General features: G+C 60.1%; 17 protein-coding genes. 8 read left to right on the top strand and 9 right to left on the bottom strand.

Features of this window, described 5'->3' with window-relative positions:
• Positions 1–370 (top strand): helix-turn-helix transcriptional regulator (locus AC1DLB_RS04945; protein ID WP_477784680.1); only part of this gene is annotated, 370 nt, incomplete at its 5' end.
• On the opposite strand, the gene AC1DLB_RS04940 is transcribed toward AC1DLB_RS04945, so the two are convergent.
• Positions 327–1781, bottom strand: a complete 1455-nt coding sequence (locus tag AC1DLB_RS04940) for a TrkH family potassium uptake protein (protein WP_477784679.1) — start codon at positions 1779–1781, stop codon at positions 327–329. The genes AC1DLB_RS04945 and AC1DLB_RS04940 overlap by 44 nt on opposite strands.
• Positions 1782–1902: 121 nt before the next feature.
• Here AC1DLB_RS04940 and AC1DLB_RS04935 point away from each other — a divergent pair, with 121 nt between their 5' ends.
• Complete coding sequence (locus AC1DLB_RS04935; RefSeq protein WP_477784678.1) at positions 1903–2469, top strand: NAD(P)H nitroreductase; 567 nt, start codon at positions 1903–1905, stop codon at positions 2467–2469.
• Positions 2470–2514: 45 nt separating this feature from the next.
• Here AC1DLB_RS04935 and AC1DLB_RS04930 read toward each other — a convergent pair whose 3' ends face one another.
• From AC1DLB_RS04930 to AC1DLB_RS04905, 6 genes are all read right to left on the bottom strand, one after another.
• Entirely contained in the window at positions 2515–3855 is a 1341-nt protein-coding gene (locus AC1DLB_RS04930; RefSeq protein ID WP_138866134.1) for a sensor histidine kinase, read from the bottom strand.
• A gap of 239 nt (positions 3856–4094) precedes the next feature.
• The gene (locus tag AC1DLB_RS04925) at positions 4095–4544 is read right to left on the bottom strand and encodes a hypothetical protein (protein ID WP_064619577.1); all 450 of its coding nucleotides are present in this window, start codon (positions 4542–4544) and stop codon (positions 4095–4097) included.
• Between the two features lie 328 nt (positions 4545–4872).
• Positions 4873–5550: a response regulator transcription factor gene (locus AC1DLB_RS04920; RefSeq protein WP_086946374.1), complete on the bottom strand. Its 678-nt coding sequence runs from the start codon at positions 5548–5550 to the stop codon at positions 4873–4875.
• A gap of 7 nt (positions 5551–5557) precedes the next feature.
• Positions 5558–5971, bottom strand: coding sequence for a translation initiation factor 2 (locus AC1DLB_RS04915; protein ID WP_477784677.1), 414 nt, complete (start codon positions 5969–5971; stop codon positions 5558–5560).
• Between the two features lie 110 nt (positions 5972–6081).
• Positions 6082–6381 carry a YciI family protein gene (locus AC1DLB_RS04910; protein WP_019579534.1) on the bottom strand — a complete coding sequence of 100 codons (300 nt, stop codon included), beginning with the start codon at positions 6379–6381 and terminating at the stop codon, positions 6082–6084.
• Between the two features lies 1 nt (position 6382).
• Positions 6383–6979 carry a septation protein A gene (locus AC1DLB_RS04905; RefSeq protein ID WP_477744225.1) on the bottom strand — a complete coding sequence of 199 codons (597 nt, stop codon included), beginning with the start codon at positions 6977–6979 and terminating at the stop codon, positions 6383–6385.
• 87 nt (positions 6980–7066) lie between these two features.
• Between AC1DLB_RS04905 and AC1DLB_RS04900 the strand changes: the two genes are divergently transcribed.
• The 5 genes from AC1DLB_RS04900 to rluB all read left to right on the top strand — a co-directional run bounded on the left by AC1DLB_RS04900 (position 7067) and on the right by rluB (position 11873).
• Positions 7067–7930, top strand: a complete 864-nt coding sequence (locus AC1DLB_RS04900) for a PHP domain-containing protein (RefSeq protein WP_018929935.1) — start codon at positions 7067–7069, stop codon at positions 7928–7930.
• Between the two features lie 13 nt (positions 7931–7943).
• Entirely contained in the window at positions 7944–8573 is a 630-nt protein-coding gene (locus AC1DLB_RS04895; RefSeq protein ID WP_007938530.1) for an L-threonylcarbamoyladenylate synthase, read from the top strand.
• A gap of 66 nt (positions 8574–8639) precedes the next feature.
• Positions 8640–9398: a segregation and condensation protein A gene (locus AC1DLB_RS04890; protein ID WP_253548957.1), complete on the top strand. Its 759-nt coding sequence runs from the start codon at positions 8640–8642 to the stop codon at positions 9396–9398.
• Positions 9399–9409: 11 nt separating this feature from the next.
• On the top strand, positions 9410–10414 hold the full coding sequence (scpB, locus tag AC1DLB_RS04885) for an SMC-Scp complex subunit ScpB (protein ID WP_192379654.1): 1005 nt from the start codon (positions 9410–9412) through the stop codon (positions 10412–10414).
• Positions 10415–10607: 193 nt separating this feature from the next.
• Positions 10608–11873, top strand: coding sequence for a 23S rRNA pseudouridine(2605) synthase RluB (rluB, locus tag AC1DLB_RS04880; protein WP_018929938.1), 1266 nt, complete (start codon positions 10608–10610; stop codon positions 11871–11873).
• Between the two features lie 151 nt (positions 11874–12024).
• Here the strand turns inward: rluB and AC1DLB_RS04875 are convergent, their stop codons facing one another.
• Together AC1DLB_RS04875 and AC1DLB_RS04870 are read right to left on the bottom strand one after the other, a co-directional pair.
• Positions 12025–12990 (bottom strand): M29 family metallopeptidase, encoded by a 966-nt coding sequence (locus AC1DLB_RS04875; protein ID WP_477744226.1) that lies wholly within the window; start codon positions 12988–12990, stop codon positions 12025–12027.
• A 67-nt stretch (positions 12991–13057) separates the two neighbouring features.
• The gene (locus AC1DLB_RS04870) at positions 13058–13195 is read right to left on the bottom strand and encodes a hypothetical protein (protein ID WP_007938535.1); all 138 of its coding nucleotides are present in this window, start codon (positions 13193–13195) and stop codon (positions 13058–13060) included.
• 946 nt (positions 13196–14141) lie between these two features.
• Between AC1DLB_RS04870 and AC1DLB_RS04865 the strand changes: the two genes are divergently transcribed.
• Positions 14142–15464, top strand: a 1323-nt coding sequence (locus AC1DLB_RS04865; RefSeq protein ID WP_477784676.1) for an amino acid permease, incomplete at its 3' end; no start/stop codon positions are given.

The raw sequence follows: 15464 nt of genomic DNA, 5'->3' as shown, positions 1-15464 counted from the left end.
CGTGACCCACAATGCGCGGCAGGTGTTGTGCCGCTTGCTGCCCCAGGGCGAACCCAAGCGCGATGCGGTAGCGCAGGCGCTGCACCTGTCGCAACGCACCTTGCAGCGACGCTTGCAGGAAGAGGGCACGAGTTTTCAGACGTTGCTGGATGACACACGGCGTGAACTGGCCGAGCAATACCTGGCGCGACCGAGCATGACGCTGCTGGAAATTGCCTACCTGCTGGGGTTTGCCGATCCGAGCAACTTCTTCCGCGCTTTCCGACGCTGGTTCGACACCACCCCCGGCGAATACCGGGCGCGGCTGACGGAAGCGCTCAAGCCGGTCAGTGACGCCAGAACGCAGGGATACACAGAACAAACACCGTAATGATCTCCAGCCGACCCAACAGCATGCCGAACGAGAGAATCCACTTCGCGGCATCCGGCAGGCTGGCGAAGTTACCCGCCGGGCCAATGGTTTCGCCCAACCCCGGGCCGACGCCGGACACCGTGCTGGCCGCGCCGGTAAGGGCGGTCATCCAGTCCACGCCGAGCAGCGACAGCAGTAGAGCGATCACGCAAATGGTGATGGCGAAAAAGAACGAAAAGGTCAGGATCGAACGTACGATTTCTTCGTCGAGACGGTGGCCGTTGTACTTCTGCTTGATCACCGCGCGCGGGTGAATCAACTGGTTAAGGTTGGCCTTGAGCAGAATGTAGGCCACCTGAAAGCGGAAAATCTTGATCCCGCCAGCGGTCGAACCCGAGCAGCCGCCAACAAACCCCAGGTAAAAGAACAGCATCAGCGAGAAGTTGCCCCAGAGGCTGTAGTCCCCCAGTGCAAAACCTGTCGTCGTCACCACCGAAGTGACGTTCAGCGCCACATGCCGCAAGGCGTCCAGCCAGTGCAACTGGGTGGTCCACCAGTACCAGGTGCCGAGCACCAGCCAGGTCACCAGCAACATGCCGAGCAAGCCTTGCACCTGTTCATCCTTGATCAGCGCCCGACGGTTACCGCGTAACGTGGCGACATACAAGGTGAACGGCAAGGCGCCGAGAATCATGATGACGATCGCGACCCAATGCACCGCAGGCTCCGGCCATTTGGCCAAAGACTGGTCGGAGGTGGAAAACCCGCCGGTGGAAATCGCCGACATCGCGTGGTTGATCGCATCGAACGGGCTCATCCCGGCCCACCAGAACGCCAGGCTGCCGAAAATGGTGATGCCGACGTAGGTCGCAACGATCAAGCGCGCCACCATGTGCGAACGGGGCATGACCTTTTCGGAACGGTCTGACGACTCGGTCTGAAACAGCCGCATGCCACCGATGCGCAGCAATGGCAGAATCGCGACCGCCATGCCGATAAAGCCGATCCCGCCGATCCAGTGCAGCAAGGAGCGCCATATCAGGATGYCGGGGGACATGGTGTCCAGGCCCGTGAGCACCGTCGAGCCGGTGGCGGTGATGCCGGACATGCTTTCGAAGAATGAGTCGGTGTAGCTGATGTTCTGGGTCAGCAGGAACGGCAGGGCGGCGAAGATGCACACCACCAGCCAGCTGCTGACGGTCAGCAGGTACATGTCTCGCGGGCGCAGATGGATGTGTTCGGGACGCCCCGGAATGACCAGGGCCAGGCCGGCGACAAAGGTAATCATGCTGGCCCAGAGGAATGACGGCAGGTCGCTGGTGCGCTCGAAGATCACCAGGGTAGCCATGGGCACGGCCATGGAAATGGCCAGCGTGATCAGGAAGATGCCGATGATGAAACCAATGATCCGTAAGGTCGGCAACGCCATGAAGTCCGCTCGGGCTGAAGTAGGGAGGGCTCCATTCTACCTGCGGGGCAGGGCATGTAAACCGACAGCCCTGTGCCGGATACCGCTAGAATAGGCAGACATTTTTTTCAGGAGGTGGCCGATGCAGGCTCTCGACGCTTTGCTCAACCGTGTTTCTGTTCCACGACTGCTCGATCCGGCGCCCRCTGCCGAGCAACGCGAAGTGCTGTTTGCCGCCGCGATGCGTGCGCCAGACCACGGCCATTTGCAGCCTTGGCGCTTCCTGACAGTCGAAGGCGCGGCGCGCGAGCAAATGGGCGAGTTGCTGGCCGAAGCGGCGAAACTGCAAGACAGCGAGGTGTCAGAAGCCGCGCTGGACAAGGCCCGTAACGGCCCGCTGCGTGCACCGCTGGTGGTTGTGGTGATCGCGCGTTTGCAGGATCACGTCAAATACCCGAAATCCGAACAATTGTTGGCGGCAGGCTGCGCGGCTCACGGGATTTTGCTGGCCGCTTACGCGCAAGGCATTGGCGCGGTATGGCGCACCGGTGAGCTGGCCTATTCGCCGCATGTAGCCAAGGGGTTGGGTTTGGCCGAAGGGGAAGAGGTGATTGCGTTCCTTTATCTCGGTACGCCGCAGAAAGAACCGCGTGTGGCGGAGAAGGTTGATCTGGCCGAGTTTGTCAGCGCCTGGTCCGGTAAGGCCTGAAGATATAGGTCCATGTGGGAACGGGCAAGCCCGCTCCCACAGGGTTCAGGGTTGGACGACAGCCCCCGGCACCAACGGCAATTCCAGGCTGGCAATAAACCCGCCTCCAGGATGATTGGCCAGCACCAGACTGCCGCCATGGCGTTCCGCCGCACGGCGTGCGATAGCCAGCCCCAAGCCATGCCCGGCCGTTGTCTGCCCCGGTGCCCGATAGAACGGCTCCCCCAACTGATTCAAATGATCAGCCTCTACACCGGGGCCGTGATCGCGCACGCTGACCACAATCCTGTCGCCCTGACGCGCCGCTTGCATTTCGATCGGTTGCCCGACCGGGTTAAAGCGTTGGGCATTGCGCAGCAGGTTGTCCACGGCCCGCTCGATCATGGTCGGCCAGCCTCTGAGGTTCAGTTGCGGCTCGGCCTCAAGGCGCACGTTCTGCTCCGGCGAACTTAGCTGAGCATCCTTTTGCAGGGTATTGAGCAGTGCATTGAGATCCACCTCTTCGGCACTGGCGTTGTCGGCATCGACCCGCGCCAACACCAGGATTTCGCTGATCAGTGCTTCCAGTCGATCACATTCACGGGTCAGGCGCGGCCAGAGTTTTTCCCGCTCCTGGGGATTGGCCCGCTCGGCCAGTGCCAGCGCAATGCGCAGTCGGGCCAAGGGCGAACGCAACTCGTGGGACACATCGCGCAGCAATTGCCGCTGACTGCCGATCAGGCTTTGCAGGCGCGCGCCCATGCGGTTGAAGTCGTTGGCCAGCACACCGAATTCATCGCGGCGGTTAGCCAGTTGCGCCAGGCTGTTTTGCTGATACGTCGTCTGCCCCAATTCATGCACTGCGCCACGTAAACGGCTCAGCGGTCGGGTGATGGAAAAGGTCACCAGCAGGCTGAACAGGGTCAGTACCACCAGGGCGATACCCAGCGCGCTCAACGGCCAGAGCAGGCTTTCACGGTGCCAGGCGTCCAGTTCCGGGTGGGGAATGCGATAGATCAGCAGGTAGGTGTCGCCCGTCTTGGCGCTGGTGTATTCATCGGTCAGGCGTCGCCACGGCAGGCGCCGATCATCGTTTTGCTGCCGTGCTTCGAAGGCGGCTGCACGCCGAGGGAAGGTGCCGCGTACCACCGGGTCTCCTGCCTCGTTGAGCACCTGAACGTCGATGTGATATTGGCGCTTGCGCTGCTCCAGGATGTCCTGGGCGGCTTCCTCGCCTTGGCTTTCGTAGGTTTGCGTCCACTGTTCGGCCAGGGTATTGAGGCCCGGGTGGCGACTGAGAATCCACGCGTCCTGGTTGAGCATGTGTCCCAGCAAAATGGAAAGCCCTGCAACCAGAGCGATGGCCAGCCAGAAGCTGGCCAGGATACGCCAGAACAATGAGCGCACAGAAAATCCTCGAACAAGCTCAAATCAATGTGTGGCGAGGGGGCTTGTCGGAACGCCGCATCGCCCCGTTCGGCTGCGAAGCAGTCGTAAACCCGTTACATACGGTTTAACTTTGAAATACCGGGGCCGCTTCGCGCCCCAACGGGAGCAAGCTCCCTCGCCACAAAGGCTCGCTCCCACAACGAACTGAGAGGCATCAGACCCAACGGTGATTAGCCGTTGGGTCCGGGGTTAACGCATTATTGCGCCTTTTGCGCTTGCTGCGCTTTCCAGGCCTTGAACTCGGCCCATTCGGCGCGACGCTCAGCTTGTTTCTTCTGGATCTCGTCGAATTGCTTCTGTTGATCCGGTTTCAGCAGGGCGCGAACGTCGGCTTCGGCTTTCTTGTGCTTGGCCTCCATCTCGTCTTTCAGGGCTTTCTGGTCGGCCGGCGAGAGTTTTTCCAGGTACTTGTCGACCAGTTGCTGACGCTCGTGCATCTGCTCGCCCATGATTTTGCGGATCTGCTCGCGCTGTTCGCGGCTCAGGTCCAGTTGGCTGTAAGGGCCTCTGCCGTGCATGCCGTGCATCTGACCGCTGTGGCGTGAGCCGTCCATGTGATCACCCATCGGGCCTGTTCCTTCAGGCATGGCCATGGCAACGGTCGGCAGGGCGGCAGCAAACATCAGAGCGATAAGAGTCTTGCGCATGGTGTATCTCCTTGTCTCGTTCCCGGTACGTTCCGGATGTGTGCAGATTACGCAGATCAAGGTCAACGGCGGTCAGCGGAGCGTAAAGCTTGGGTAAAGACGGTTTTCTGCTTTGCTGACAATTCCAACACTTCGCCGATATTTCTCTGACGAAACCTGGCCTTCGTAGCAGCTGTCGAGCCTGCGAGGCTGCGTTCGGCTGCGCAGCAGTCGTAAAATCTGTTTGCACGCTCTTTCAGATACACCGCATCAGGCGGATCACGACTGCTTCGCAGCCGAACGCAGCCTCGCTGGGGCTCGACAGCTGCTACGAAGGGGCGTGTCAGGTTCAGAGGCTGTAGTAGTAACCGCGACTGCGCAGGGCCACGATGCGTGGGCGGCCGTCGGGGTGTGGGCCGATTTTTTTGCGCAGGTTGCTGACGTGCATGTCCAGGCTGCGGTCGTACAGGGTCAGTTTGCGACCGAGGGCGATTTGCGCCAGTTCCTGTTTATCCAGCGGTTCGCCGGGCTGCTTGAGCAGGGCTTCGAGCAGTCGGCTTTCGGAAACGGTGAGGGTGAATTCCTGTTCATCGATGCTGACCACCCCGCGCACCGGGCTGAAGCACAGGTCGCCCAGCTCGAGCTGGCTGGAGACCGCCGTCGGATGACTGCGGCGCAACACCGCGCGCAGGCGGGCGGTCAGTTCCCGTGGGTCGCACGGCTTGGCCAGGTAATCGTCGGCGCCCAGTTCCAGGCCGAGGATGCGGTCCAGCGGTTCGCCACGGGCCGACAACATCAGCACCGGCAAATCCGGATGGTCGCTGCGCAGTTGCTTTAGCAGTTCCAGGCCGCTGCCGTCCGGCAGCATCACGTCCAGCACCACGGCCGCCGGAGACGTTTCGGCCAACGCGTGACGGGCGCTCTGGCCATCGTGGCAGGCGCGAACCTGAAAGCCTTCCTGGCTCAGCCAACTGCTCAGGAGCTCACACAGCTCCTGGTCATCATCAATTAGTAACAGCTCGCTCATGACTCACTCAATTTAGCCATTGCCTACGTTTTCTGGTGGCACCACTGGCGAAGATACCGCAGAGCAGGGCCAATAGCGCTACTGCCGCCCCAATAACGAACCACTGCTGCTGATCGGTCAGCAGGCGCGGTAGCGGGCTGCTGGCCAGGGTTTCCTTGAGTTGCAGCTTCAGGCGCTGATTCTCCTGGCGCAACCGGCTCAGCTGGGCGCTTTCGCGCTCGCCATCGGTGGTTTGCAATTGTTTGCTCAGTGTTTCTCGTTGCTGCTCGCTCTCTTTCAAGCGCTGCTGCAACTCGGTGATCTGGCTACCGGCGCTCAAGGACAGCGGCGTCGAATTACCGCCATTGGCGCTTTCTTCACCATGGGCTGGCGCCATGATCGACAACGTCACCAACATCAGACACAACGGACCTTTGCRCATCGCAACTCCTGATTCCAATACGAGTATTGGGCAGGTTGTCGGCCGGTAAACGAGAATAATGAGCGATTGAACGTGCGATGAATCGATAAGATTCACCGCACGCGAGAACTTTACGGCAGGACTTGCTTGAACGGCTTGACCAGAACATTGGCGTAGACGCCTGCGGCAACGTACGGATCGGCGTCGGCCCAGGCCTTGGCGGCGCTCAGGGACTCGAATTCGGCGACGATCAGGCTGCCAGTGAAACCGGCTGCGCCCGGATCATTGCTGTCGACCGCCGGGTGTGGACCGGCCAATACGATACGACCTTCGCCCTTGAGCACTTGCAGACGCTCAAGGTGCGCAGGCCGTGCGGCCAGTCGGGCTTCCAGGGAGTTGGCGACGTCTGTGGCAATGATTGCGTAAAGCATGTCAGTCCTCGGTTTTTGGCGTTGTGGTGTCGGCGTCGTGCAGGTGGCGGGACAGGTAGATGCCCTGGCCGACCAGGAACAGCAAAGTCATGCCCAGGCTGCCGAAGACCTTGAAGTCTACCCAGTAGCTCTGGAACGTGAACGCGACGAACAGGTTGGCGGCACCGCAAAACAGGAAAAAACCGATCCAGGCGATGTTCAGGCGGGTCCAGATTGGCTCCGGTAGAGTCAGCGCGTGGCCCATGATGCGTTTGATCAGCAGTTGGTCACCGACGAAATGGCTGCCGATGAACGCGAGGGCGAACAGCCAGTTGACCACCGGGGCTTTCCATTTCAGGAAGGTTTCGCTGTGGAACGCCAGGGTCAGGCTACCGAAGACCAGGCAGGCAATGAGGGTCAGCCACTGGCTCTTCTCCAGCTTGCGCTGCTTGATGTACAGCGTGCCGTAGACCACCAGGGAGCTGATGATCAGCATCGCGGTGGCGCTGTAAATACCACCGACAGACAGTTGATGACCGCCAATGTCGACGATCCGCGGGTCGATTTTGAAGACGATGAAAAACAGCAGAAGCGGGATGAAGTCGATGAATTGTTTCACAGTGGCAGCCAGAAGCAGGATGTGGCGGCATAATAACAAACATATTGACGCGCGATAGCGTCAGCTGATTTGAGGTTACATAGTCCTGTGAATGTTGATTTGCACTGCCATAGCACGGCCTCCGATGGCGCCCTGGCGCCTGCGGCACTGGTTGCGCGTGCGTTCGAGAAAGGCGTGCGAGTCCTGGCCTTGACTGATCACGACACCCTTGAAGGCCTCGACGAGGCCCGTAGCGCCGCGACGGCGCTGGGGATGCAACTGGTCAACGGCGTCGAATTGTCCTGCACCTGGGGCGGGGCGACCATTCATGTGCTGGGCTATGGTTTCGACGTCAATGCCGCGCCATTGGTCGAGGCCATCGCCAAATTGCACGATGGCCGCTGGCTACGGTCCGAAGAAATAAGCCGCAAGTTGGCGTTGAAAGGCATGCCGGGGGCGCTTGACGGCGCCCGCGCCATTCAGCAGGAACTGGGCGACAGCGGCAACGCGCCGGCCCGTCCGCACTTCGCCGACTGGATGGTGCGCGAAGGTTTCGTCAAGGATCGCGCCGAAGCGTTCCGCAAATGGCTGGGCGCCGGCAAGCTGGGAGACGTCAAGCTGCACTGGCCGACCCTCGAAGACACCGTCGAGACCCTGCGCGCCGCGGGTGCCTGGGTCAGCCTGGCGCACCCCTGGCACTACGATTTCACTCGTAGCAAGCGTCGCCGCCTGATTTCTGACTATATTCAAGCCGGGGGCCACGCGATTGAAGTGGTCAATGGCCATCAGCCCGCCGAGCAAGTGGGCAGCCTGGCGATTCTTGCCCGTGAGTTTGGTCTGCTGGTCAGCGCCGGCAGTGATTTTCATGGCCCTGGAGGCTGGTCCGAGATCGGTGAATACCGCCCGCTCCCGGAGGATCTGCCACCACTGTGGTGTCGATTCAAACATGACCCAATTATTGCCGCCGTCTGAACAGGTAGAGAATGTGAGTCAATTTTTCCAGATTCATCCGGAAAACCCGCAAGCGCGCCTGATCAAACAGGCTGTCGAGATCATCCGCAACGGCGGGGTGGTGATTTATCCCACAGACTCTTCCTACGCCATTGGTTGCCAGATCGGTGACAAGACCGCCGTGGAGCGTGTGCGTCGGTTGCGTCAGCTGGATGAGAAGCACAACTTTGCGCTGATCTGCAGCGACCTGTCGCAGCTGGGGCTGTTCGCCAAGATCGACACCGGTACTTTCCGTCTGCTCAAGGCCCACTTGCCGGGGCCTTACACCTTCATTCTCAACGCCACCCGCGAAGTTCCGCGGCTGTTGCTGCACCCGAAAAAACGCACCATCGGCCTGCGCGTGCCGAGCCACCCGATTGCGTTGGCGCTGCTGGAAGAACTCGGCGAACCGCTGATGAGCGTGACCCTGATCATGCCCGGCGACACTGACCCGCTGACCGATCCCTACGAAATGCGCCAGTTGCTGGAGCATCAGGTGGACCTGATCATCGACGGCGGTTTCGGCGGGATCAAGGCGTCCACCGTGATCAACCTCGCCGACGGCGAGCCGGAAGTCATCCGTGTCGGTTGCGGCGACCCAACGCCATTCATGGCCGAGGCGTAGATGTCTGCAGTAGAACCAGAACCCGTCGACAGCCAGGCCGGCGCCCAGCAAGAACTGCCTTTCGCCATGGTCTATGGCCAGGCGGTCATGGAAATGCCGCTGGACCTGTACATCCCGCCGGATGCGCTCGAGGTCTTTCTGGAAGCCTTCGAAGGCCCGCTCGACCTGCTCCTGTACCTGATCCGCAAACAGAACATCAATATTCTCGACATCCCGGTGGCGGAAATCACCCGCCAGTACATGGGCTATGTCGAATTGATGCAGTCGGTGCGCCTGGAACTGGCCGCCGAGTACCTGGTGATGGCCGCGATGCTTGCCGAGATCAAGTCGCGGATGCTGCTGCCGCGAGCCGAAACCATTGAAGACGAGGAAGACGACCCTCGCGCCGAACTGATCCGCCGCTTGCAAGAATACGAACGCTTCAAGGCCGCCGCCGAAGGTATCGATGGCCTGAGCCGCGTCGGCCGCGATGTCGTGGTGCCCAAGCTCGACGCGCCGGAAGCCCGGGCGCGCAAGCTGCTGCCGGACGTGAGCCTGGAGGAGTTGCTGATGTCCATGGCCGAGGTCTTGCGCCGGGGCGACATGTTCGAAAGCCACCAGGTCAGCCGCGAGGCACTGTCCACCCGCGAACGCATGAGCGATGTACTGGAGCGGCTCAAGGGTGGCGGTTTCGTGCCCTTTGTCGAGCTGTTCACCGCTGAAGAAGGACGTCTGGGGGTAGTGGTGACCTTTATGGCGATCCTCGAACTGGTCAAGGAATCCTTGGTCGAGCTGGTGCAGAATGAGCCGTTCGCGGCGATACATGTGCGAGCCCGAGCCGAATAACGAGTTGAATCATGAACCTGACTGAACCCCGCGAGCTGGCGCCACTGCTTGAAGCCTTTCTGTTGGCCTCGGGAAAACCGCAATCGCTTGAGCGCCTGTTCGAACTCTTCGAAGAAGGCGAGCGGCCCGAACCAGCGGTTTTCAAGAAAGCGCTGACGATTCTGGGCAAATCCTGCGACGGCCGAGCCTTCGAACTGAAGGAAGTCGCCTCCGGGTATCGCCTGCAGATCCGCGAAAAGTTCGCGCCGTGGGTCGGGCGTTTGTGGGAAGAACGGCCGCAGCGTTACTCGCGCGCCATGCTCGAAACCATGGCCCTGATTGCCTATCGCCAACCGATCACCCGGGGCGAGATCGAAGACGTGCGCGGCGTGGCGGTCAACAGCCACATCGTCAAAACCCTGCTGGAGCGAGAGTGGATCCGCATCGTCGGTTACCGTGATGTGCCCGGCAAACCGGCAATGTTCGCCACCACCAAGGCGTTTCTCGATCACTTCAACCTGAAGAACCTCGACGACCTGCCGCCGCTGGCCGAGCTGCGCGAGCTGGAACCCGAGCCGATGCTCGAGTTCGACGACGCACCGGTGCCGGCCGGGTTGCAAGAATTGGCAGATGCCAGCGCCGAGCCGGAAGAGCCCAAGGAAGAAACCAGCTTCCACACGCTGTTGCTGGAGCTGGACACGATGGAGGAGGGGCTCAAGACCGATTTCGACGATTTGTTGCGCGATGGCGAGTTGACCGAGACTGAAGAGGTATCGGAGCAGCCGGAGCCGGAGCCGGAGCCGGAGCCGGAAGTCGAGGTAGAGCTTCAGGTTGAGGCATCAGTTGCTGACGAAGAAGAGCAGGAACCAGAACCTGAGGATGACATTCTTGGYGTTGCCGAGGCTCGCGAGAAACTGCTGGCCGCGGTTGCCGCGCTTGAACAACCCAAGCCCGAACCTGAAYTGAGCGATGAAGAAGCCGAAGCCCGTGCCCTGGCCGAAGCGATCGAGGCCGAACGCCGCCAGTTCGAGGATTGAGGTCCGCCAAAAGATCGCAGCCACCGCCGGCCGGCGGAAAAACCAATAACCGACGGTCGATCAGCTAGTCTCTGATGCGCGAACGCTTCCATGAGCGTATGATTCGCGACCCTTTGACGATCCCTTCGTCAAACGACCAGATTTCACATCTTCAGGCCAAGGCCTGAACTTGATCACACCGGGAGGTGCCCAGATGAGTATCAACGACCAGAAAGACGACCAGGAAATCGGCCCAGCAGGCGAAAAACTGCAGAAAGTCCTCGCCCGTATCGGCGTCGGCTCGCGCCGTGACGTAGAAGCCTGGATCAGCCACGGCCGCATCAAGGTCAATGGCAAAGACGCCACCCTCGGCCTGCGCGTCGACCTGCATGACGCCATCACCATCGATGGCAAGGTGATCAAGCGCGAAGAAGCTGCCGAGTCGGTACGCCGCGTGATCATGTACAACAAACCCGACGGTGAAATCTGCACCCGTGACGACCCGGAAGGCCGTCCGACCGTGTTCGACAAGATGCCGCGCCCGAAAGAAGGTCGCTGGATCAACATCGGTCGCCTGGACATCAACACCACAGGTCTGCTGATGTTCACCACCGACGGTGAGCTGGCCAACCGCCTGATGCACCCGTCCTACGAAATGGACCGTGAATACGCCGTCCGTGTACGTGGTGAAGTCGACGACGAGATGATCGAGCGTCTGAAGGCAGGCGTGGTGCTCGAAGACGGCCCGGCGAAATTCACCGACATCAAGCAGGCACCAGGTGGCGAAGGTTTCAACCACTGGTACCACTGCGTGGTGATGGAAGGTCGTAACCGCGAAGTTCGTCGTCTGTGGGAATCCCAGGGCCTGGTGGTCAGCCGTCTGAAGCGCGTGCGTTTCGGTCCGGTGTTCCTCAACTCCGACCTGCCGATGGGTCGCTGGCGCGAAATGAGCCAGCAGGAAGTCGACATTCTGAGTGCTGAAGTCGGCCTGACGCCGGTGGCGATGCCGCAAATGAACGCCAAGAGCAAAGACAAGCTCGAGCGTATGCAGCGCAAATCGTCCCGCCCGGTGGGCAAGACCGAACGCGTACGGACCCTGCGTCCAGCCGCTGGCGCTCCAGCTGCCGGCCCGCGTCCATCTCGCGAGCCGCAGATCGAAGGCGAGCGCCCGGCCCGCAAGCCAGCGCCACGCCAGGACGGCGAGCGCGGTCCACGCACGCCGCGTCCGGCCAACGGTCGTACTGAGCGTGGCGAAGGCCGTGGCGCTCCGTCCGGTGGTCGTAGCGATCGCGGTGCGCCTGCCGGCCGTGGTACGCCGGTGGCAGACCGCCCGGCCGACACCAAGCGCCCGGCCAAACCGGCGCCGAAGAAACGCCCAGGCATCGTGCTGGTCGACAAGGACGCGCCATCGGGCAAGCGCCGCGGTGCGCCAGCCGGCTCCGGCCAGCGTCCGGGCTTCGGTCGTCGCAAGCCTGAGTAATCGGTAAGCGCAGCATAAAAAACGCCATCCCTCGGGATGGCGTTTTTTTGTGTCTGGCAGAACCGGTTTTCAGCAGGTGCGGTTGTTTGATCGTTCCCACGCAGAGCGTGGGAACGATCAGCGCGTCATCTGTATCGCCGAAAGCCTTGGGTTAAAACACAAACCGCCGATCAAACACCGGCTCATCATCCAGCGCCAACACGCCGCCAGAGAAGATCAGGTCCAGATGATGGCTGCCCTTGGCGCCTCCGCCCAACCCCAAGTGCAAACCGCAATGGCGCTCTTCGAACCCGGCATTGCGCGCATACAACTCTTTCACACCTTCGTTGGTACCGATCCCCAACTCCTCGATGCGTCGATTGGACGGATTGGCGTCCAGGTACTTGTTGAAGTCATGTTCCAGTCCCGGCACATCGGTGGCGATTTTGCTGATGGTCGAGTTCTCGATCCACAACTCCAGTGGTGACGCGAGTACGCCGTACTTGCGGGCAAACGGAATCGTGCTGAGGAACGTCCCCATGAACTTCACTCGGCCATTAATCGACTCGCTATGGGTGGCAATCTCGCCGGGCGCCAGGTCGAAGTTGCCGACACCGTTGATGTCGGTCCACTTCTTGATACTGCTCAACGGTGTTTCGAACCACGAGCCATGCTCATCTTTGAAACTTAAAGTGGTGGCCTGGGACATGCGCTGGATCAAGTGGCTGTTCAACCCGGCAATCCGCTGCGGGGTGACACTGAACGTGTCGTAGAAGTAATCGCCGTAATCCTTGAACAGCAGCGACTTCTTCCAGTTTTCCGCCATCACGCCTTGCAGYGCGCGGACAAAGTCCGGGCCGTCGGGACGCGGGTTGGGCAGGGTGGAAGAGTCGTAGAAGAAGATGTACAGATCGCTGTCGACAATCGCCTTGGCCAGCAATGCGGTGGGTTCGAGGTCCAGACGCATCGCGCTGAAGGCGAACCTTGGGCTGTTGCCGGCCTGTTCGACGATGGCGCCGGTCAGCGCCTCGTAATCAGCGGTATGGCCGAGCAAGACCTTCGCCGGTTTGATGCCGGCAACGGCTGGGTGATGTTCGAGGTAGTAAAGGAAATGCGAGATGGCACGCTGCTTATCCATGGAGTCCTCCCTGACAAACCTGGTAAGTGGCGGGCACGACCGGCCGGATCATGCCCGCCGGGATGTCTTACAGAGGCCACATCGCCGTGCCGAACGGAACAACCGCGTCGGCTTGCATCATTTCAACGGCGGCTTCATGGGTCGGTGCTTCAAACCAATCGTCGAGTTGCAGTTCAGTGTCCAAGTCTTTGTCCAGTGCTTGCATGGTGAATCTCCTAGATGACTTTTACGGTAAGAACAGCTTCGGTAAGAACAGTGGCGCGTTTTTCATTCATTGAAGAGCGCGTCAACTTGCCGGTCGATGCGGCTCGGCAAGTCGCTGAAAACCTAGTTCACAGGTTTTTGAATTGCAAAAAAATAATTAAACAATTTTCATTTGAACTAATTATTCCATTTTAAAAAAAGTAAATTTCCTAATAAAAAACAGAAAACTAAGTCGGAAACTCCTTAGGAAGCTTCCTGTCGTCAATTTACAGTCGACGGCTCTCTGGATCTGATTTGGAAAGCATGCGTTACGCGCTGTAAATAAATCCTTACGAAAAGCGTGCTCAAACCCCATGGAATGCCGCTGTGGAAAGGGCTGTAAGGAAAACCTGCCGTCTGCCGCCACGATGATGCTGTTCAAGGGCTCTGGCGCGCTTGTCTCAGCCTCGATTGAAAGGTGAGATGCGCCCCATGCCTGTCGTGCAGGTGCATAACAAGAAGGAGGCGCAATGAACGCCGTGACTCATCTCCATCTCTCTCCGTGGGGCGATTTTTCCGCTGCCCCCGTCGAAAACCTGCAAAGGTCTGACTCAATTTTTGCAGCCGCCCGAGACCTTCGAGGCGGACACAGGCAATCCCGGCAACCGACGCGCTGATCCAGCGGTGTCTGGCAGCAGGGGGTTAGCGGTGTACAATGCGCCGCGTTTTAACTGTGACCCTCTGCGCAACAGCGCAAACCTCAAGGCTATCCGCCTTGTTCACTCCGCCGCGTCACGAGCGTGTCGGGTTCGATTTCGTCACAGATAAAAACAAACAGGTGACGCATGACTGTCGTAAAAACGCTGAACTCCTGGTGCCTGCGCTGGGGTTTGATCGGCGCTGCTTGAAATCGCAACCTTGCAGCAACGTCTACCGAACATCATCAAACCTTGCGTGAGACCCTTTTCATGAGTGGACAAAACTCGCATTCAGGCGAGCTTAAACGCGGCCTGAAAAATCGCCATATTCAACTGATCGCCCTCGGTGGCGCGATCGGTACCGGGTTGTTCCTCGGCTCGGCCGGCGTGCTCAAATCCGCCGGCCCGTCGATGATTCTCGGCTACGCCATTTGCGGCTTCATCGCCTTCATGATCATGCGCCAGCTGGGCGAAATGATCGTCGAAGAGCCGGTGGCCGGCTCCTTCAGCCACTTCGCGCACAAGTACTGGGGCGGTTTTGCCGGTTTCCTGTCGGGCTGGAACTGCTGGATTCTGTACATCCTGGTGGGCATGTCGGAGCTGACCGCGGTCGGCAAATACATCCACTACTGGGCGCCGGATATCCCGACCTGGGCCTCCGCCGCCGCGTTCTTCGTGCTGATCAACGCGATCAACCTGGCCAACGTCAAAGTCTTCGGTGAGGCCGAGTTCTGGTTCGCGATCATCAAGGTCGTGGCGATCGTTGGCATGATTGCTTTGGGTAGCYATCTGTTGGTCAGCGGCCACGGCGGCCCGCAAGCCTCGGTGACCAACCTGTGGTCCCACGGCGGTTTCTTCCCGAACGGTGTCAGCGGCCTGGTGATGGCCATGGCGATCATCATGTTCTCCTTCGGTGGCCTGGAAATGCTTGGTTTCACCGCCGCTGAAGCCGACAAACCGAAAACCGTGATCCCGAAAGCCATCAACCAGGTGATCTACCGGATCCTGATTTTCTACATCGGTGCGCTGGTGGTCCTGTTGTCGCTGACCCCTTGGGACAGTCTGCTGACAACCCTGAATGCTTCCGGCGATGCCTATAGCGGCAGCCCGTTCGTGCAGGTGTTCTCGATGCTCGGCAGCAACACCGCCGCGCACATCCTCAACTTCGTGGTCCTGACCGCGGCGCTGTCGGTGTACAACAGCGGTACTTACTGCAACAGCCGCATGCTGCTGGGCATGGCCGAGCAGGGCGATGCGCCGAAAGCCTTGTCGAAGATCGACAGGCGTGGCGTGCCGGTACGTTCGATCCTGGCGTCGGCCGCTGTGACGTTGATCGCGGTGTTGCTGAACTACCTGATCCCGCAAAACGCGCTGGAACTGTTGATGTCGTTGGTGGTTGCGACCCTGGTGATCAACTGGGCGATGATCAGCTTCTCGCACTTCAAGTTCCGCCAGCACATGAACAAGACCCGGCAGACGCCGCTGTTCAAGGCCCTGTGGTACCCGTACGGCAACTACATCTGCCTGGCGTTCGTGGTGTTCATCCTCGGCGTAATGCTGCTGATCCCGGGCATCCAGGTCTCGGTGTATGCG

The sequence above is a fragment of the Pseudomonas sp. 05N434 genome (assembly GCF_056396965.1).
This window is presented reverse-complemented; position numbering and strand designations above follow the sequence as displayed.